The 16,795-nt window shown below is 32.4% G+C and carries 14 protein-coding genes; 13 read left to right on the forward strand and 1 reads right to left on the reverse strand.

What is annotated here, in order from left to right; translation table 11 throughout:
- Positions 1–90 precede the first annotated feature (90 nt).
- From lspA to frr, 7 genes are all read left to right on the forward strand, one after another.
- On the forward strand, positions 91–555 hold the full coding sequence (gene lspA / locus LK443_RS07565; RefSeq protein WP_227931323.1) for a signal peptidase II: 465 nt from the start codon (positions 91–93) through the stop codon (positions 553–555).
- A gap of 1 nt (position 556) precedes the next feature.
- On the forward strand, positions 557–1,450 hold the full coding sequence (locus LK443_RS07570; RefSeq protein ID WP_227932474.1) for an RluA family pseudouridine synthase: 894 nt from the start codon (positions 557–559) through the stop codon (positions 1,448–1,450).
- Positions 1,451–1,462: 12 nt separating this feature from the next.
- Complete coding sequence (gene pyrR, locus LK443_RS07575; protein WP_227931324.1) at positions 1,463–2,002, forward strand: bifunctional pyr operon transcriptional regulator/uracil phosphoribosyltransferase PyrR; 540 nt, start codon at positions 1,463–1,465, stop codon at positions 2,000–2,002.
- A 170-nt stretch (positions 2,003–2,172) separates the two neighbouring features.
- Positions 2,173–2,943, forward strand: a complete 771-nt coding sequence (gene rpsB / locus LK443_RS07580) for a 30S ribosomal protein S2 (protein WP_227931325.1) — start codon at positions 2,173–2,175, stop codon at positions 2,941–2,943.
- Between the two features lie 105 nt (positions 2,944–3,048).
- The gene (gene tsf / locus LK443_RS07585; protein ID WP_227931326.1) at positions 3,049–3,930 is read left to right on the forward strand and encodes a translation elongation factor Ts; all 882 of its coding nucleotides are present in this window, start codon (positions 3,049–3,051) and stop codon (positions 3,928–3,930) included.
- Positions 3,931–4,030: 100 nt separating this feature from the next.
- Positions 4,031–4,753: a UMP kinase gene (gene pyrH / locus LK443_RS07590; protein WP_227931327.1), complete on the forward strand. Its 723-nt coding sequence runs from the start codon at positions 4,031–4,033 to the stop codon at positions 4,751–4,753.
- A 1-nt stretch (position 4,754) separates the two neighbouring features.
- The gene (gene frr, locus LK443_RS07595; RefSeq protein WP_227931328.1) at positions 4,755–5,315 is read left to right on the forward strand and encodes a ribosome recycling factor; all 561 of its coding nucleotides are present in this window, start codon (positions 4,755–4,757) and stop codon (positions 5,313–5,315) included.
- An 86-nt stretch (positions 5,316–5,401) separates the two neighbouring features.
- On the opposite strand, the gene LK443_RS07600 is transcribed toward frr, so the two are convergent.
- On the reverse strand, positions 5,402–6,721 hold the full coding sequence (locus LK443_RS07600; protein WP_227931116.1) for an ISL3 family transposase: 1,320 nt from the start codon (positions 6,719–6,721) through the stop codon (positions 5,402–5,404).
- Positions 6,722–6,886: 165 nt separating this feature from the next.
- Between LK443_RS07600 and LK443_RS07605 the strand changes: the two genes are divergently transcribed.
- The 6 genes from LK443_RS07605 to LK443_RS07630 all read left to right on the forward strand — a co-directional run bounded on the left by LK443_RS07605 (position 6,887) and on the right by LK443_RS07630 (position 16,779).
- A complete protein-coding gene (locus LK443_RS07605; protein ID WP_227931329.1) occupies positions 6,887–7,513 on the forward strand; it encodes a thermonuclease family protein in 627 nt (208 codons plus the stop codon).
- 60 nt (positions 7,514–7,573) lie between these two features.
- Positions 7,574–7,738, forward strand: coding sequence for a hypothetical protein (locus LK443_RS07610; protein ID WP_227931330.1), 165 nt, complete (start codon positions 7,574–7,576; stop codon positions 7,736–7,738).
- A gap of 225 nt (positions 7,739–7,963) precedes the next feature.
- Positions 7,964–8,200, forward strand: coding sequence for a glutaredoxin-like protein NrdH (nrdH, locus tag LK443_RS07615; protein WP_227931331.1), 237 nt, complete (start codon positions 7,964–7,966; stop codon positions 8,198–8,200).
- 135 nt (positions 8,201–8,335) lie between these two features.
- The gene (locus LK443_RS07620; protein ID WP_227931332.1) at positions 8,336–11,905 is read left to right on the forward strand and encodes a PD-(D/E)XK nuclease family protein; all 3,570 of its coding nucleotides are present in this window, start codon (positions 8,336–8,338) and stop codon (positions 11,903–11,905) included.
- A gap of 3 nt (positions 11,906–11,908) precedes the next feature.
- Positions 11,909–15,640 (forward strand): helicase-exonuclease AddAB subunit AddA, encoded by a 3,732-nt coding sequence (addA, locus tag LK443_RS07625; RefSeq protein WP_227931333.1) that lies wholly within the window; start codon positions 11,909–11,911, stop codon positions 15,638–15,640.
- Between the two features lie 524 nt (positions 15,641–16,164).
- Positions 16,165–16,779 (forward strand): DUF624 domain-containing protein, encoded by a 615-nt coding sequence (locus LK443_RS07630; protein ID WP_227931334.1) that lies wholly within the window; start codon positions 16,165–16,167, stop codon positions 16,777–16,779.
- The last annotated feature ends 16 nt before the right edge of the window (positions 16,780–16,795 follow it).

Raw genomic sequence — 16,795 nt, forward strand, 5'->3', positions numbered from 1 at the left:
ATTTGAAATTTTTTATTCCATATTCTCTTGTTTGACGAAGATTAGTAGAATCGGTACAATAGAGTTATTGAAAGTAGAAAGAGGTATTTTATGATTATTTATTTAGTGTTAAGTTTATTATTGATTGCAGCAGACCAATTTATGAAAATGTGGATTGTTTCTAATTTCGCCTTGCATACAGGACAAGAATTGTTACCAGGTATTGTGAAGTTATTTTATATTCAAAATACGGGTGCAGCATGGGGGATTTTAGCAGGACAACAATTTGTATTTTATATGATTACTGCTTTTGGAGTTTTTGCTATTTTATACTTGATGCTTCAAGAAAAAGGTAAATCAAAATTTGCTTTAACAACGTATAGTTTGTTATTAGCAGGAGCATTAGGAAATTTTATTGACCGTGTTCGATTAGGATTTGTTGTCGATATGTTTCAATTTGAATTTATTGATTTCCCAATTTTTAATATTGCAGATATTTGTTTAACAGTTGGGGTAGCGGCATTATTCCTATATATTTTAATTGTCGAAAGAAAGAAGGAAAATAGTGGAAAATAAGATTATTGAATTAACATTATCATTGGGAAAAAGTGAAAGACTCGATAAAATTTTAACACAAGAATTATCTCATACGCGTTCAGTCATTCAACAATGGTTAAAATCAGGATTTGTATCTGTGAATGGAGAAGTAGTCAAAGCGAACTATAAAGCAAAAGATGGAGAACATGTTACCATTCAAATTGAAGAAGAGGAAGAATTAACGGTTCTTGCAGAAAATATTCCATTAGAAATTGTTTATGAGGATGAACATTTATTAGTCATTAATAAACCAAGTGGAATGGTTGTTCATCCTTCAAAAGGACATTCAACAGGAACTTTAGTGAATGCATTACTATACCATGTTGATCAATTATCCAAAGGTTCTAAAAGCTATCGACCAGGAATCGTTCACCGAATTGACAAAGATACATCGGGCTTGTTAGTAGTGGCAAAAACTCCACAAGCTCATGTTGGTTTATCGAATCAATTAATGGATCATTCTATGACTCGTAGTTATGTGGCAATTGTGGAAGGTAGTTTTGAACATATTACAGGAACAGTGGATGCCCCATTAGCTAGAGATCCACATAATCGTCTAAAACGTTGTGTTCAAAAAGAAGGGAAACCAGCGATTACGCATTTTACAGTGATTCAAGCATTAAAAGAAGCAAGTGTGTTGCGATTGAATTTAGAAACTGGTAGAACTCATCAAATACGTGCGCACATGGAATTTATCCATCATCCGATTTTAAATGATCCAATGTATCATCCAAATGGAAAAAATGCCACAGAATTTGGTCAATATTTACATGCAGAGACTTTAGGATTTGTTCATCCTATTACTCAAGAAAAACTATATTTTGAAAGTCCATTACCACAAGAATACGAAGAAAAAATTCAAGAACTACAGTAGAGGAGTATGGATATGTCAGAAAAATTCTTATTAGATGAAGCGACAATAAATCGTTCAATGACACGAATTTCTTATGAGATTATTGAACAATACAAGTCAGTTGACGATTTAGTACTTATTGGAATTAAAACAAGAGGAGTTTATATTGCTAAACGTCTTCAAAAGAAAATCGAATCTATTGAAAATCAACCAATTTTATTGGGCGAAATTGATATCACCTTATATAGAGATGATCGTCACGAACCAGATCCAACGGTAGAACCAATTATTAATGGAACGAATATTCCTTTTTCATTAAATGGTAAAAATGTTGTTTTAATAGATGATGTTATCTTTACTGGTAGAACTGTCCGTTCTGCATTAAATGCTTTAATGGAATACGGTAGACCAAAAAACATAAGTTTAGCAGTCTTAATTGATAGAGGACATCGTGAATTACCGATTCGTCCAGATTATGTCGGAAAAAATATTCCAACTTCTAAAAAAGAAGAAATTTTAGTGAAATTACACGAAGTAGATGAAGAAGAATGTGTGAAACTAAAAAAAGTTTAATGAAGCTATCAAAATAGTTGCATTCTAATTCAGATTAGTGTAATATAACTAACGGTGTAAAAACCATATTTCACACCTAATTGGATGATAAGGGTGGTGCTTAGGAATAAGTACCCTTGTCGCTGAAAATTGGGGAGGAAAAATAAAACCAAAATTGGAGGAAAACAAAAATGGCAGTTATTTCAATGAAACAATTGTTAGAAGCTGGTGTACATTTCGGTCACCAAACACGTCGCTGGAACCCTAAGATGAAGAGATACATCTTCACAGAAAGAAATGGTATCTATATCATCGACTTACAAAAAACCGTTAAATTAGTGGACGACGCATACAACTACATGCGTGAAGTTGCTCAAGACGGTGGTATTGCTTTATTCGTAGGTACTAAAAAACAAGCACAAGATGCTGTTAAAGATGAAGCAATCCGTAGTGGTCAATACTATGTTAACCATCGTTGGTTAGGTGGTATGTTGACTAACTGGGATACAATCCAAACACGTATCAACCGCTTGAAAAAAATTAAAGAAATGCAAGAAGACGGTACATTCGATGTATTACCTAAAAAAGAAGTTGGCGTTCTATTAAAAGAATTAGACAAACTTGAAAAATACTTAGGTGGTATTAAAGATATGCCACGCATTCCTGATGTAATGTTTATCGTTGACCCTCGTAAAGAACGCATTGCAGTTCAAGAAGCTCACAAATTAAACATTCCAATCGTTGCTATGGTTGACACAAACTGTGACCCTGATGAAATCGATGTTGTTATTCCATCAAATGACGATGCAATCCGTGCGGTTAAATTAATCGTAGCTAAAATGGCTGATGCATTCGTTGAAGGTAACCAAGGTGAAGACGTAGCAGTTGACGAAGAAGACTTAGATAAAGATACTTCATTAGAAGATATTGAAAAATTAGTTGAAGGCGACAACGCTAAATAATCACTAACCAGTAGGCTGTTTGGAATCGGAAAAGAAATCTTTCATCCAAACAGCTTTTTTTTAAAATAAGTTTTGTAAATTTATAACATTTAGGAGGAAATTGAAATGGCACAAATTTCAGCACAATTAGTAAAACAACTACGTGACATGACTGGCGTAGGGATGATGGATGCTAAAAAAGCATTAGTTCAAACTGAAGGAGATATCGATGCAGCAGTTGACTACTTACGTGAAAATGGTTTAGCAAAAGCAGCTAAAAAAGCTGACCGTATTGCAGCAGAAGGTATTACAAACGTATTAGTAGATGGAAACGTTGCAGTTGTATTAGAAGTAAATGCTGAAACTGACTTTGTTGCTAAAAACGACAAATTCCAAGCATTAGTAGCTAAATTATCACAAGTAATTTTAGCAAACAAACCAGCTGACTTAGAAGCTGCTTTAGAAATCGTTACTGAAGAAGGTAAAGTTTCTGACGTAATTGCTGAAGCAACTACAGTTATCGGAGAAAAAATTTCATTACGTCGTTTTGAAATCGTTGAAAAATCTGATGCAGATGCATTCGGAGCATACTTACACATGGGCGGACGTATCGGTGTGTTAACTGTATTAGAAGGTTCTACAGATGCAGATGCCGCTAAAGACATTGCTATGCACGTTGCAGCAATCAAACCTAAATATGTTGACCGTTCAGAAGTTTCTGCTGATGAATTAGAGCATGAGAAAAAAGTTCTTACAGAACAAGCATTAAACGAAGGTAAACCAGCTAATATCGTTGAAAAAATGATTGCTGGACGTTTAAACAAATTCTTAGCTGAAATCAGCTTGAACGACCAACCATTCGTTAAAGATCCAGATACAACAGTTTCTAAATATGCAGCTTCTAAAGGTGGTAAAGTTAAATTATTCCACCGTTATGAAGTTGGTGAAGGTTTAGAAAAACGTGTTGACAACTTCGTTGAAGAAGTAATGGGACAAGTTAAAAAATAATTGATTTCAATTAGTGGGGAATAAGGTAGGAATCTGCCCTCTATTCCCCTTTTTTTTAGACAAAATTCACTAAGAACTAAATAGAAGAGGAGTCCTTATAATGGTGGAACCTAAATATAAACGTGTGGTATTAAAATTAAGTGGAGAGGCATTAGCTGGCCAAACAGGTTTTGGAATTAATCCTCCAACGATTAAAGAAATCGTAAAAGAAATTAAAGAAGTACATGATCTAAATGTTGAAATTGCAATCGTAGTTGGTGGCGGAAATATTTGGCGTGGGGTAACAGGAGAAGAAGTAGGTATGGAACGTGCTCAAGCGGACTATATGGGGATGCTTGCAACTGTTATGAATGCTTTAGCCTTACAAGATGCTTTAGAAAACATTGGAGTTCCTACACGTGTACAAACTTCTATTGAAATGCGTCAAATTGCAGAGCCATATATTCGTAGAAAAGCTATAAGAAATCTTGAAAAATCTCGTGTTGTGATTTTTGCAGGTGGTACAGGGAATCCTTATTTTTCTACTGATACTGCTGCTGCATTACGTGCTGCTGAAATCGGAGCAGATGCAATTTTAATGGCTAAAAATAATGTTGATGGTGTGTATAGTGCAGACCCTCGTATTGATACAAATGCCATTAAATTTACAGAGTTAACACATTTAGATATCATTCAAAAAGGATTAAAAGTTATGGATACAACTGCTAGTTCATTATCTATGGATAATGACATTCCATTAGTTGTCTTCAATTTAAATGAAACGGGAAATATTCGACGAGTTGTTCTTGGTGAAAATATCGGTACAACTGTAAGGGGGAAATAATATGACAGCAACTGAAATTATTGCAAATGCAAAAGAACGTATGAAAAAAACTGAAGATGCTCTTCAACGTGAATTAGGCGGAATTCGTGCTGGACGTGCGAATGCAAGTCTTTTAGATCGTCTGCAAGTTGAGTATTATGGAGTTCCAACTCCTGTAAATCAACTAGCTTCTGTAACAGTGCCTGAAGCTCGTATGCTTTTAATTACGCCTTATGACAAATCAAGTTTACAAGATATTGAACGTGCAATTTTAATGTCAGATATTGGGATTACTCCAACAAATGATGGTAGTGTTGTTCGTTTAGTGATTCCTCAATTAACAGAAGAACGTCGTAAAGAATTAGCAAAACAAGTAGGAAAAGAAGCTGAAGGTGCTAAAGTAAGTGTTCGTAACATTCGCCGTGATGCCATTGATCATTTAAAGAAAGCTGAAAAAAATAAAGAAATCACTGAAGATGATTTACGTGGATATGAAAAAGATATTCAAAAATTAACTGATGATAGTGTAAAAAACATTGATCATTTAACACAAGTAAAAGAAAAAGAATTATTAGAAGTATAATTCATCCTGTGACAACAAATCTTAGTTCATATTAAAGATTTGGCTCTTTGTCAAATAGGGTTGATGAAACAATTTTAGTGAAGGAATTAAGCAGCGTCAGGTTGCTTAATTCCTTTTTTAGTTGTTGGAGTAAATAGTTTAGACATTAGTAGAATTCTATTTCTAAAATGAGTAAAACTGCTGTAGCCATATGCATTTCTTTTAAGTACTTTTATCTTGTTGTTAATCCCTTCAATAGGTCCATTTGAAAGTGTTGTATACTCACAAGAATTTTGTAAATACGGTAAAAATTTCTTAAATGTTTGGAGAACACGATTTAATCCATCAGACAGAAGTTTTGGTTGTACACTCATCAATTCTTCTTTAAATTCAATGAAATTTCTCTCTTTAAAAGCTTCTCTTAATTGATGTACTGTTTCATATTCTGGTTTAAGTGAAGGTACTTCTTGTAATAAATAATCTACAATTCCTTGAGAATGCGTTAACCAATCGAATAATCGGTAATAGCTGTAGTGATAGGATTGAAGGTCATCTCGATTTTTTAAGATTAGTTTCCAGTAACGTTTTAATTTATTATAAAGACGTCTGTTTTTATAACGTACTTGATTCATTTTTCTTGTTCTTGTCTTGTTTAATTCTCTATTTAAAGCTTGAATAATATGGAATGAATCAATAATAATTTTAGCCTTAGGGAATAAATGTTTAATCACTTTAATGTATGGAGCATACATATCAATCGAAATTGTTTTAACATTTAAGCGAGTTTGTAAAGGAAATCGGTTGAAATAACGAACTAAATTCTCCATTTTTCTATCTTGAACAACATCAACAAGTTGATGAGTAATAGCGTCACAATAAGCAAAACTCATACTAGCTTCAGCGGAGGCTACAGACTTAAATTCATCCCAACACATATGTTCAGGTAACTCATTTAAAGGTTTAATTCTAAGAGATTCAGCAGTTTCATTGACAACTCTGCGAACAGTATGAACAGAAACATTCATTTCTTTAGCGATATGAGATTCAGAAACTGTTTCGCAAGCTTTGACTTTCATTTCATTTTTTACATTTTTAGAAATAAAAGCATTAAGGTCTACGATACTAGTTGTATCAGCAGTAAAACTATGAGAGCATTCACGGCAGAAGAAACGCTGTTTTCTTAATTTAAGAAAAGCAGGTAATCCAGAAACCGGATTAAGCGTAATTCTAGAAGTACGAGTACCGTTTTTAACAATAGAAAAATCACGATTTACACAACTACAGTTAGGGCAAGCATCTGGGCAATAGGTATAGGTAGCGAAGAAAAACAAGCTTTTTTTCTTCTTAAAATACCCTTCTTCTACATTATCTTCCCATTTTACATTTTTATCTTTGATTTGTAGCACAACTTCTTGTATAGTAGTCATAGGGTTTCATCTCCTCTTAAATAGTTTAGACGCTTTTAATATAAGGGATGAAGCCCTTTTTGTATACACTAAAATAGGGTTGGTGGATTTTCTCCATCAACCCTATAAATTATAGAACCAAAGATTTGTTGTCACTTATTTTTTGAATAAATGAAAGGAGCTTCTATGAAATTAACGAAGAAGCAACAATTTTTACTCGTTAAGTTAGTGATCGTAGTGATTATCCTAATTATTTCTGGTCCTGGATTTTTCTCGAAAAATCAGAAAAAAACTTCTCAGAAATCGAATACTAGCCAAACACAAGTAGAAAGTACAGTAGATTTTTCTGGATATGACAAATCAAAACTGTATACTCTTGAAGTTGGGAAAGTAGCGGATGGAGATACATTCCATGTTCGATTAGATGGAGAAGAATTCAAAATACGTTTACTACTTATTGATACACCGGAAACTGCTAAAGAAGGAAAAGCAACTCAACCTTTTGCAGAACAAGCAAAACAAAGAACGGAAGAGTTACTAAAAAAAGCTAAAAAGGTAGAAGGAAAATTTGATATCGGAGATTATACAGATAAATATGGACGTGCTTTAATGTATGTTTATTTAGATGGAAAATTATTACAACAAACCTTAGTTGAAGAAAGTTTAGCAAGAGTAGGTTATGCTCATCCACCAAATACAAGTCTACTAAAAGATTTACAAAAAGTTGAAGAGCAAACAAAGAAGAAAAAGAAAAATATTTGGGAAAAAGATGGATATGTTACAAATCGTGGATTTGATACAAGTGTTTACTAATAGAATATTACTTTTATTTATGATATAATTTTGCCAAGTTTATAGTTAGGTGGTAGGGTTATGAAAAAGACAAGTATTCTATTGGGAATTTTATATGCGCTTTATTTGTTTATAATTTTTAACATCTTTTATCATGATAAAAAGATGTTAGTAATATTTGCGTCTATCGGACTTGCTATTTTTGCTGCAAGTATTAAAAGAATTAAACAGTCTGATAATGAATGATGATGTAAAAGCTAAATACAAAATATGGTGCTTAGCTTTTTATTTACTCTGTTTTAAAGCTGTTTTTGCCTTTATATCAAGATTTAGAGGGGTTATACCACAACACTTCTATCCCAATATATTGTGTTTTTAAAAATAAAACAAAAAAATTAAGTACAATATATTGTATTTCACTCTAATATGAGGTATCATACTACCTGTATGAACCAAAAGGGAGAGATGTAAATGTCAAATCGTCAAATCACACTATATTCAAAACCAAATTGTATGCAATGCAATTTTACAAAACAATTTTTTGAGGATAATCAAGTACCATTTGTCATCAAGGATGTGTTTGAATCAGAAGAAGCTTTAGAAGAAGTGAAAGCTTTAGGATTTCAATCATTACCAGTTATTGTAGCTGATGGAATGGAACCATTCTTTGGTTTCCGCCCAGATATTTTGGAACAATTAGTTGGCTAAGAGTTTAACCTTGAATTTTTAAAACGATTTTTCTTTCGTAGTACAAAGCTACAAAAAGAAAAATCGTTTTATTTTTGTTTACAAATTCCTTGTTATATGGTTAAGTTAAGGGGGAATAAACGATTGGAGGTTCTTATGAGTTTCGAAGTCATTCTTACAAAAGAAACAAGTGCAAAAGTTGCGCATATTGCTAGCAAAATTGCCGATTGGTTAAAACAATCTAGTATAAATCAAGTTATTTATCTTGTACCAGATCACATTAAGTTTTCTGCAGAATTAGAAATGATTCAACAAGTGGGGCAATTATTACAACAACCGAAGAATTCTTATGCTGTGACAAAATTACAAGTATACAGTTTTAAACGATTAGCATGGTATTTTTTAAGAGACCATGCTGCATTACAACGTCCTTCTTTATCCAAGGTCGGAATTTGTATGATGTTACAAAAAATACTAACTGAATATCAAGATGAATTAGTATTATTTAACAAAGAATCTCGTCATAAAGGATTTATTGAACGTTTATCTGCTGTCATTCAAGAATTTCGTTTAGGAGGAATCGAAGTAGAGGACTTCTCAGAGTGGTTTGAGCAAGATTCCTATGAAGAAATTGACCAACGTTTGAAAGAGTTCGGCATCATTTATAAACATTATTTAGCTTATTTAAAGCAAGATTTTGTACAATCAGAAGATTTATTAAAACTATTAGGGGAAGAAATTTCATCGATGGATTTATCTAATACCTATGTGGTGATTGATCAATCGTATCACTTAAATTCGATGGAATTAGAAGTAGTTGATGCTTTAGTCAAATCGTGTGGAGGAGTAGAGTTTTTTACGACTGCAACGACAGATGCTTTTAAACCAAAAGAACCGTTAGAATCTGGATTATTTGATTCCAATCGTCAATTAATTTCTCGCTTACTAAATTGGTTAATGATTGACGAAAGTAAACCTGTTTTAAAAGAATTAACAGAAGAAAATACTACTTATCATCCTGATTTTTTTGAACTCGAACAATATTGGTTAGAAACAAGTGGTGGACTTGAAACTTCTTCTAATTGTTCAACAAGTACAATTGAAGCTTTACAATGGACGACTTATGAAGATGAACGTCAAGAAATCCAAGAAACATTAGCAACGATTAAAAAATTAGTCGATAGCGGTCAATATCGTTACCAAGATATTCAAATTTTATCGAGAAATTTAGAAGAACAACAAACACTCTTGCAACCTTTATTAGAAACATATCAAATTCCTTATTTCATGGATTTATCAGATACAATGGAACATCATCCACTGATTCAAGTGCTAGACGCGATTTTTGCTATTCAGAAGCATTTTTGGCGTTATCATGACATTATGAACCTACTAAGAAGTGAATATTGTTTCTGGCCTTTAAATCGAGCAAATTCAAACGGTAAAAATAATGAGGAAGAAAGTTTAAGAGAAGCGCTCATTCACTACCGTCAAAAATTAGACGAAACAGAGACCATTATACTAGCGCAAGGATACGAAGGAAAAGATTGGGTTTCAAGTAAAATATGGAATTATCAACTTGAAACGATTGATGAAGATAGCTTAAGTAGCAAAGAAGTATTCGTTCATCAACAATTAACACAAGCACAAGAACTACGAGAGCAAGTTGTCTCTTTATTAGAACCATTTTACAAAAAATTGGATAAAGTCGAGACGACAAAGGAAGCGATAAGTCTTCTTTATCAATTATTAGAAAGAATTGGTGTAACGGATGCATTCCTATACTGGAGAAACCATGCTGCTAATATTGGGGATATCCAAACAGCTCGTAGACAAGATCAAGTATGGAATGAATTTCTAAAATTATTAGAAGAATATGTTTATATTTTTGGAAATGAACCATTCGATTGGGAAATATTCCAATTATTACTACATACTGGATTTGAACATACTCATTACAATATGGCTCCTTCTACTTTAGATCAATTAACGTGTACAGGAATCGATTCTGTTCGTTATTCTCCTAAAAAGGTTACTTTTGTCATTGGTTTATCTCAAGGTGTCCTTCCTAGAATGGAAGAGGAGAGTGGTCTAATGACTGATGAAGAAAGAGTGTATTTATTAAGTAAATTAGATAGTGGACGTTTCTTACATCCAACAACCATTCAAAAACAATCAGTTGAGCCATTTTTATTTTATAAAGTGTTAACTTCAGCAACTGAAAAGTTATACTTATCGATGCATCATACGGATAAAGGTGCTAAATTAAAACCATCCAGTTTTGTAGAACGTATTTTAAATAAATATGAGATTACTACAGTGGATGGCAATCAAAAACAACATGAACGATTTGAACAGGGCGACTTTGTAACGATTCATGAATTATTTACAACTTTATTACAAAAACTTCGTCAGTATAAATTTTCAAAAGAAGAAGAGATTCCATCTATTTGGAGGGCTTTACCTCATTTATTAAGACAGGATAAAGATTTTCAACAGGAGTATCATACATTAGTAGACAGTGTATTCCATTTAAATATTGCAAAACAATTACCAAAAGAATTAGCTACTGAACTATATGGAAATAAATTGCATTTATCGACTTCTCAAGTGGAAACTTTTTATAAAGATCCATTTAGTCATTTCTTGCAATATGGATTAAATTTACGAGAGCGTAGAGAGTTCGAATTAACAGCAGCTGGATCTGGTGAATATTTCCATGAAACATTTGACCAGTTTATTCGTAAAATTCATGAATTGAAATTAGATATTCGATCTATGGATGCTGCCACAACAGAGAAAGTATTACAAGAAATTTTTGCCTCCATGAATGAAGATGCAAGATTCCAAATATTAAATGCCACACCGAGAATGAAATGGACAAAAGTACTTTTACAAGATACGATTCGACAAACATTATCAGCAGCACTCTTACAGTTACAACAAATACAAGTAACACCATGGAAAACAGAAGTAGCATTTGGAAGAGAACCCTATAAAAAAATTGAAATCCCATTAAATGACACTCAATCCTTATTTATTCGTGGGAAAATTGACCGTATTGACCTTTTAGAAACTGAAAAGGGTTATCACTTAGGAATTGTGGATTATAAATCTTCAGCGCAAAAATTTGATATCAATCGATTACGTTATGGGATTCAATTACAGCTACTAACCTATTTGTCAGTTGCTAGAAAGATTGTTTCTGACCAATTTAAGAAAACTGTGACGCCTTATGGTGGATTATATATGCATGTTTTCCAACCAAGCTTTAGTGCTAAAGATCTAAAAAAAGATACAGATTTTGAAGAAACTCGTCTGAAGAAATATAAATTATCTGGATTATTGACGAATGATTTGGGAGTTCTCCAACAAGTTCAACCTGATTTTGAAGCAGGAGACTCTATTGTATTACCATTTGGAGTAAAAAAAGATGGAGAGTATAAGGCAACTAGCCAAGTATACGCTCCTGATGACATCAATTTATTAATGGACTTTGCTTTCTATCAATTGAAAACTGCAGGAGAAAGAATTTTAAATGGAGAAAATCAAATTGCCCCATTTGATGAACTAAAAGAATATGCAGATTCAGTAAATGGAAAATTCAGTGCAATTTCAATGTTTGATGCAACGAATCCAGAAAATAATTATCAATTTTTAACGAAAATGCCTCTTCAAGAGAACTTAACTTGGATGAGAAATAAAATTGACGGAAAGGAGGAGTAGTGGGTGATACCAGTAAAACCAGAGGGTATACAAGCAACTCCTGAACAGTGGCAAGCGATTTGGCAAAGAGGGGATAATTTATTAGTTTCTGCTTCTGCTGGATCAGGAAAAACAAAAGTATTAGTCGACCGAATTATGGGATATATCGAAGATGGTGTTAATATCGATTCTTTATTAATTGTGACTTTTACTGAAGCTGCTGCTAAAGAAATGAAAGAACGTTTACGTACCAATTTAGAAAAAGCTATTACAAAAGAAACTGATCTTGCTAAGAAGCATATGTATATCAAACAATTAAGTTTATTACCAAATGCAACGATTTCGACAATCCATAGTTTCTGTATGAAAGTCATTCGTCGTTATTTCTATTTAAGTCAATTAGATCCTGTATTTTCACTATTAAATGAAGTAGAGGGGACTTTATTAAAAGAAAAAGTTTGGAGAAAAATTCAAGATGAATTATTAGAAGAACATTCTTGGATGGATGGACTAATGCGCTATTTTTCTAGCGACCGTAATGATGATGGATTTACCACATTAGTGTATCAACTATATGATTTTTCACGTTCAAAACCAAATCCAAAACAATGGATTTCTTCCTTACCAGATTTATATGAAACAAAGGATGAATACGGCGAAATCCCTATTATAAAGGATCAATTTGCACCTTATATTGTTGAAGAATTAAAGTATTTAGTTTCTGCTTATGATGAATTACTGAAACTAGCTGAAGTAACCGAATTTAAGAAATGTAGAGATGTAGTTGAAGCTGATGCCCAAAAAATTCAGGAAGTGTATACAGCATTTGAAAGTGGTAATTACACAGCAGCGTATACATTATCGCAGCAAGTGAGTTTTGACCGTTTCCCAACCGTTCCTAAAAAAGATGAAACAACCGATAGAGAAGCCGTTCAGGCCATTAAACGGAAAAGAGATAGCTTAAAGAAACATTGGGAAGATCAATTATTAGCAACAGCATTTTTCGAGTCTCCGGAGATTCAAATGAAGCATTTAAAAGAAATTTATCCAATGATGTTGCATTTATCTCAAGTTGTCTTTAAATTTTATGAAGCTTTCCAATTAGAAAAGAAAACTTCAAATAAAATTGATTTTTCTGACTTAGAACATGATACATTAGCGATTCTTTCTACTGAAAAAAATGGAGTTCTCATTGCTAAAAAATATTATCAAGAATTATATACCGAAGTTTTAATTGATGAATACCAAGACGTAAACCGTGTTCAAGAAGCAATTTTAACAAGTGTTGCTAGGGAGAATAATCTCTTCATGGTAGGAGATGTGAAACAATCAATTTATGCCTTCCGTTTGGCTGACCCATCATTATTTAGAGATAAATATGAAGCCTATGCAGATGAAAATGGTGGAAAACGAATAATTTTAGCTGAAAATTTCCGTTCTAGAGATCAAGTATTATCCTTTACAAACTTAATTTTTAGACAGATTATGGATCATGAATTAGGTCAAATTGATTATGATGATGACGCAGCACTAAAAACGGGAAATAAACTTTATTCAGATGATACGGATAAATTTAGCGAATGCTATATTATTCAAAATACGAATTTAGATGAGGATGAAGAAGAAATTTCTGAACTGGAAACGGAAAGTCTGATTGATAGTTCAGCTAGTGCTGAAGTCCATTTTATTGCGGGAAAAATTAAAGAATTGATGGCAAATCAATTTGAAATCATGCATGAAGAAAGTACAAAAGAAAATCCGAAAAAACGACCAATACAATATAAAGATATCGTTATTTTAGCACCAACAAAGGCTAATAATGGATTGATTGAAGAAATTTTTACTCACTATCAAATTCCTGTTTTAGTTCAAAAAAATCTTCAGTATTTTAAACGAACTGAAATTGCTATTATGATGTCCGTATTAAAAATTATTGATAATCCTATTCAAGATATTCCATTTGTAGCGGTATTACGTTCAGGAATCATTGGATTAGATGAAATAGCATTAGCTCATATTCGTAAAAACAATCAATCTTGTTCGTTTTACGAAGCATGTGTGAAATTTGTAGAGAATTTTAAACTAGAAGAAGTGACTTATTATGATAGTGCTCAACAAAATCAACTAAAAGAACGTATAACATTATTCTTAAATCAGTTAGAAGCTTGGAGAGATATCGCTAACCATCAATCAATCAGTACGCTTATTTGGCAAATTTATATGGATACGAACTATTTAACCTATGTACATGGACAATCTGTTGGACAGCAACGTGTCTTGAATTTACATGCCTTGTATAAGTATGCGAAAGATTTCGAAGATTCTAGCTTTAAAGGGTTACGTAATTTTGTTCGATTTATTCAGCAAATGCAACATAAAAAGCAAGATTTAGAAGAACCTACACAAATTTCTGATGAAGAAGATGCAGTACGTGTCATGACGATTCATGCTAGTAAGGGATTAGAATATCCTGTGGTATTTTTAATGAATGCTGGAAAGAAATTTAATCAGCAAGATATTCGCCAACAAGCGATTCGGAGTGATGAATTAGGTGTCGGAGTGAAGTATTTACAACTTCCTGAAAGAATTCAATGGACAACGATTCCCTATGTAATGGCTTATAAGGCAGAGAAAAATAAATTATTATCTGAAGAAATGAGAAAATTATACGTAGCAATGACTCGTGCACGAGAAAAACTCATTATTGTCGGTTCTTTAAAAGATTTTGAAAAATTCAAAGAAGAACATTCTATGATAGAAGAGATAGATGAAGAAACATTACCATTTTCTCTTCGTTATCATGTCGATAATTATTTAACGTGGATTTTAATGGCTACAATGAGAAAGCAGGAAAAAGTTCAATTTCATCAAGAGGTGATTGAATTAGAACAAATTAAAAAGAATGCACTCAACTGGATTCAAGAGACAGAAATATTTTCTATAAATGAAGAAGAGTGGTTACAAAAACAAGTAGAAGCAAAACCAGTTAAAAATCTTCAAAACTTATTACAAGAATTAAAACAACCATATCCATATTTATTAGCATCCACAACAGCAAGTTATCAAAGTGTATCTGAAATAAAACGAATGAATGAAGAACCTGATGTGAAACAATTGCCACATTTAGAAGAACAACCTCAAGAAGCAGAAAAAACTGTGCAACAATATATATATTTAACTTCTGAATTAGCAAAACCAAGCTTTATGGAATCTAAACAAAAGGTATCAGCTGCAGAACGTGGAAGCGGTTTACATTTATTGATGCAAAAATTAGACTTAACTAGGAATATAACTCCTGAATTTATTCAAGAAACGATTCAACAATTAGTTGAAACACAGTTTTTAGAAAAAGAAGTTGCTGCAGTCATTCCAGTAGACCAAGTTTATCATTTCTTCCAAAGTGATTTTGGACAATGGATACAGGAACATCAAGCATTATTAAACCGTGAGCAAGCATTTTCACATGTTGTAACAGCAAAACGAATCTTTAAGCATTTACCAGATAATGAAGATTCGATGTTAATACACGGAATTATTGACGGATTTGTGGAATTAGATGATGAGATTATCTTATTTGATTATAAGACGGATCATGTAGTGCCGACACAAAAAGGTATACAGAAAGTCGTCGATAAGTATAAACAACAATTGAATTTATATGCTGAGGCATTAGAAACAAGTTATCAAAAGAAAGTTACTAAACGTATGTTGTGTTTATTATCAATTGGTCAATCGATTGATATTTCTAATGGTTAAGGTATAGTGGAAGGACGTTCGTGATGGGCGTCCTTTTTTACTGCGTTGGATTGTGGAGGAGGATTTGTTTAAGATTAAAAAGTTTGATATGAAACTTTCTTTAATATATATTATGTAAACCTAGATGTCGTTCGAAATAATTGATTGACTGTAGCTAGGTCGTCAGCAGCCAGCTTTGCTGTCTCATGGCTAAACTTTGAGCCTTGGTCTCAAAGTTTCCCTGTAAGTAAAAGAATCATATCTGATTCTTTTACTTTAGCTACTGTATCAATTATTTCTCACTTTTTACGTTATCATATATAAAATATTTTTCACTCTGAATCTGTATATTATATAGTTTCATTTATTTCTTATCGTTCTTTTATCTCAAACATTATATTCAATGTTTTCTAACTTTTTACGTTATCAGTCTAGACCGTTAGTTGCTGTGTTAATTTATTGAGCTTATGTACGATAACTTGATTAATTGGGGGCTTAATCGTATAATGTATGTTGTATTTTATTTAGTTAAAGGATGGTTTTGAATGAAATTTAATGAGGAAAGTCCTTTTTGGCGTTTTGCTACGATGTTAGCAGATTTTATTTTGTTAAACTTTTTTGTTATTGTGATTAGTATTCCTATTGTAACGATTGGGCCTGTTTTGGCGGCTTTGTTTTATACAATGATGAAGTTTTCTGAAAATGAAGATGGTTATTTAGTGAAAACGTTCTGGAATGAATTGAAACATTTGTTCTTTGTACGTGTTGCTGTTTCTTTCATTTACGCAGCAATCATTGCAGCTACAGTATATGTCATTCAATTTTGGTATAGTTTCCAAAATATTTTTGGAATGATGTTGGCGATTATTTTCTTTTTATTCCTATGTATGACAATTACAGCAATGTTGATTTCATTAGCAAGAACGCAGTATTTTGGTACAATTAAAAGTTATATTCGTGATGGATATTTATTTATTTTTATTTCTTTAAAAGAAGCTATTGCTATTTTTGCGATTCCAGTTCTTTTAATTGGTTTTAGCATTTTCCAAGAAACGGTATTGTATTTCATGGGAATTATTGGTATTTCGTTAATGGGATACGCATTAGCACCTTTATTTCATAAAATGTTTTCAAAAATAGAAAAAAAGCATGAAGGTTAAGCCCTCATGCTTTTTA

It is taken from the genome of Granulicatella elegans (genome assembly GCF_020735385.1).
In the GTDB taxonomy this organism is placed as follows: Bacteria; Bacillota; Bacilli; order Lactobacillales; family Aerococcaceae; genus Granulicatella; species Granulicatella elegans_B.

Excerpts from the sequence above, each read along its gene's own strand:
- pyrH (WP_227931327.1), top strand. The coding sequence starts at position 4,031 with ATGGTGGAACCTAAATATAAACGTGTGGTATTAAAATTAAGTGGAGAG.
- tsf (WP_227931326.1), top strand. The coding sequence starts at position 3,049 with ATGGCACAAATTTCAGCACAATTAGTAAAACAACTACGTGACATGACT.
- LK443_RS07600 (WP_227931116.1), bottom strand. The coding sequence starts at position 6,721 with ATGACTACTATACAAGAAGTTGTGCTACAAATCAAAGATAAAAATGTA.
- nrdH (WP_227931331.1), top strand. The coding sequence starts at position 7,964 with ATGTCAAATCGTCAAATCACACTATATTCAAAACCAAATTGTATGCAA.
- pyrR (WP_227931324.1), top strand. The coding sequence starts at position 1,463 with ATGTCAGAAAAATTCTTATTAGATGAAGCGACAATAAATCGTTCAATG.
- LK443_RS07610 (WP_227931330.1), top strand. The coding sequence starts at position 7,574 with ATGAAAAAGACAAGTATTCTATTGGGAATTTTATATGCGCTTTATTTG.
- frr (WP_227931328.1), top strand. The coding sequence starts at position 4,755 with ATGACAGCAACTGAAATTATTGCAAATGCAAAAGAACGTATGAAAAAA.
- LK443_RS07630 (WP_227931334.1), top strand. The coding sequence starts at position 16,165 with ATGAAATTTAATGAGGAAAGTCCTTTTTGGCGTTTTGCTACGATGTTA.
- LK443_RS07620 (WP_227931332.1), top strand. The coding sequence starts at position 8,336 with ATGAGTTTCGAAGTCATTCTTACAAAAGAAACAAGTGCAAAAGTTGCG.
- lspA (WP_227931323.1), top strand. The coding sequence starts at position 91 with ATGATTATTTATTTAGTGTTAAGTTTATTATTGATTGCAGCAGACCAA.
- rpsB (WP_227931325.1), top strand. The coding sequence starts at position 2,173 with ATGGCAGTTATTTCAATGAAACAATTGTTAGAAGCTGGTGTACATTTC.
- LK443_RS07605 (WP_227931329.1), top strand. The coding sequence starts at position 6,887 with ATGAAATTAACGAAGAAGCAACAATTTTTACTCGTTAAGTTAGTGATC.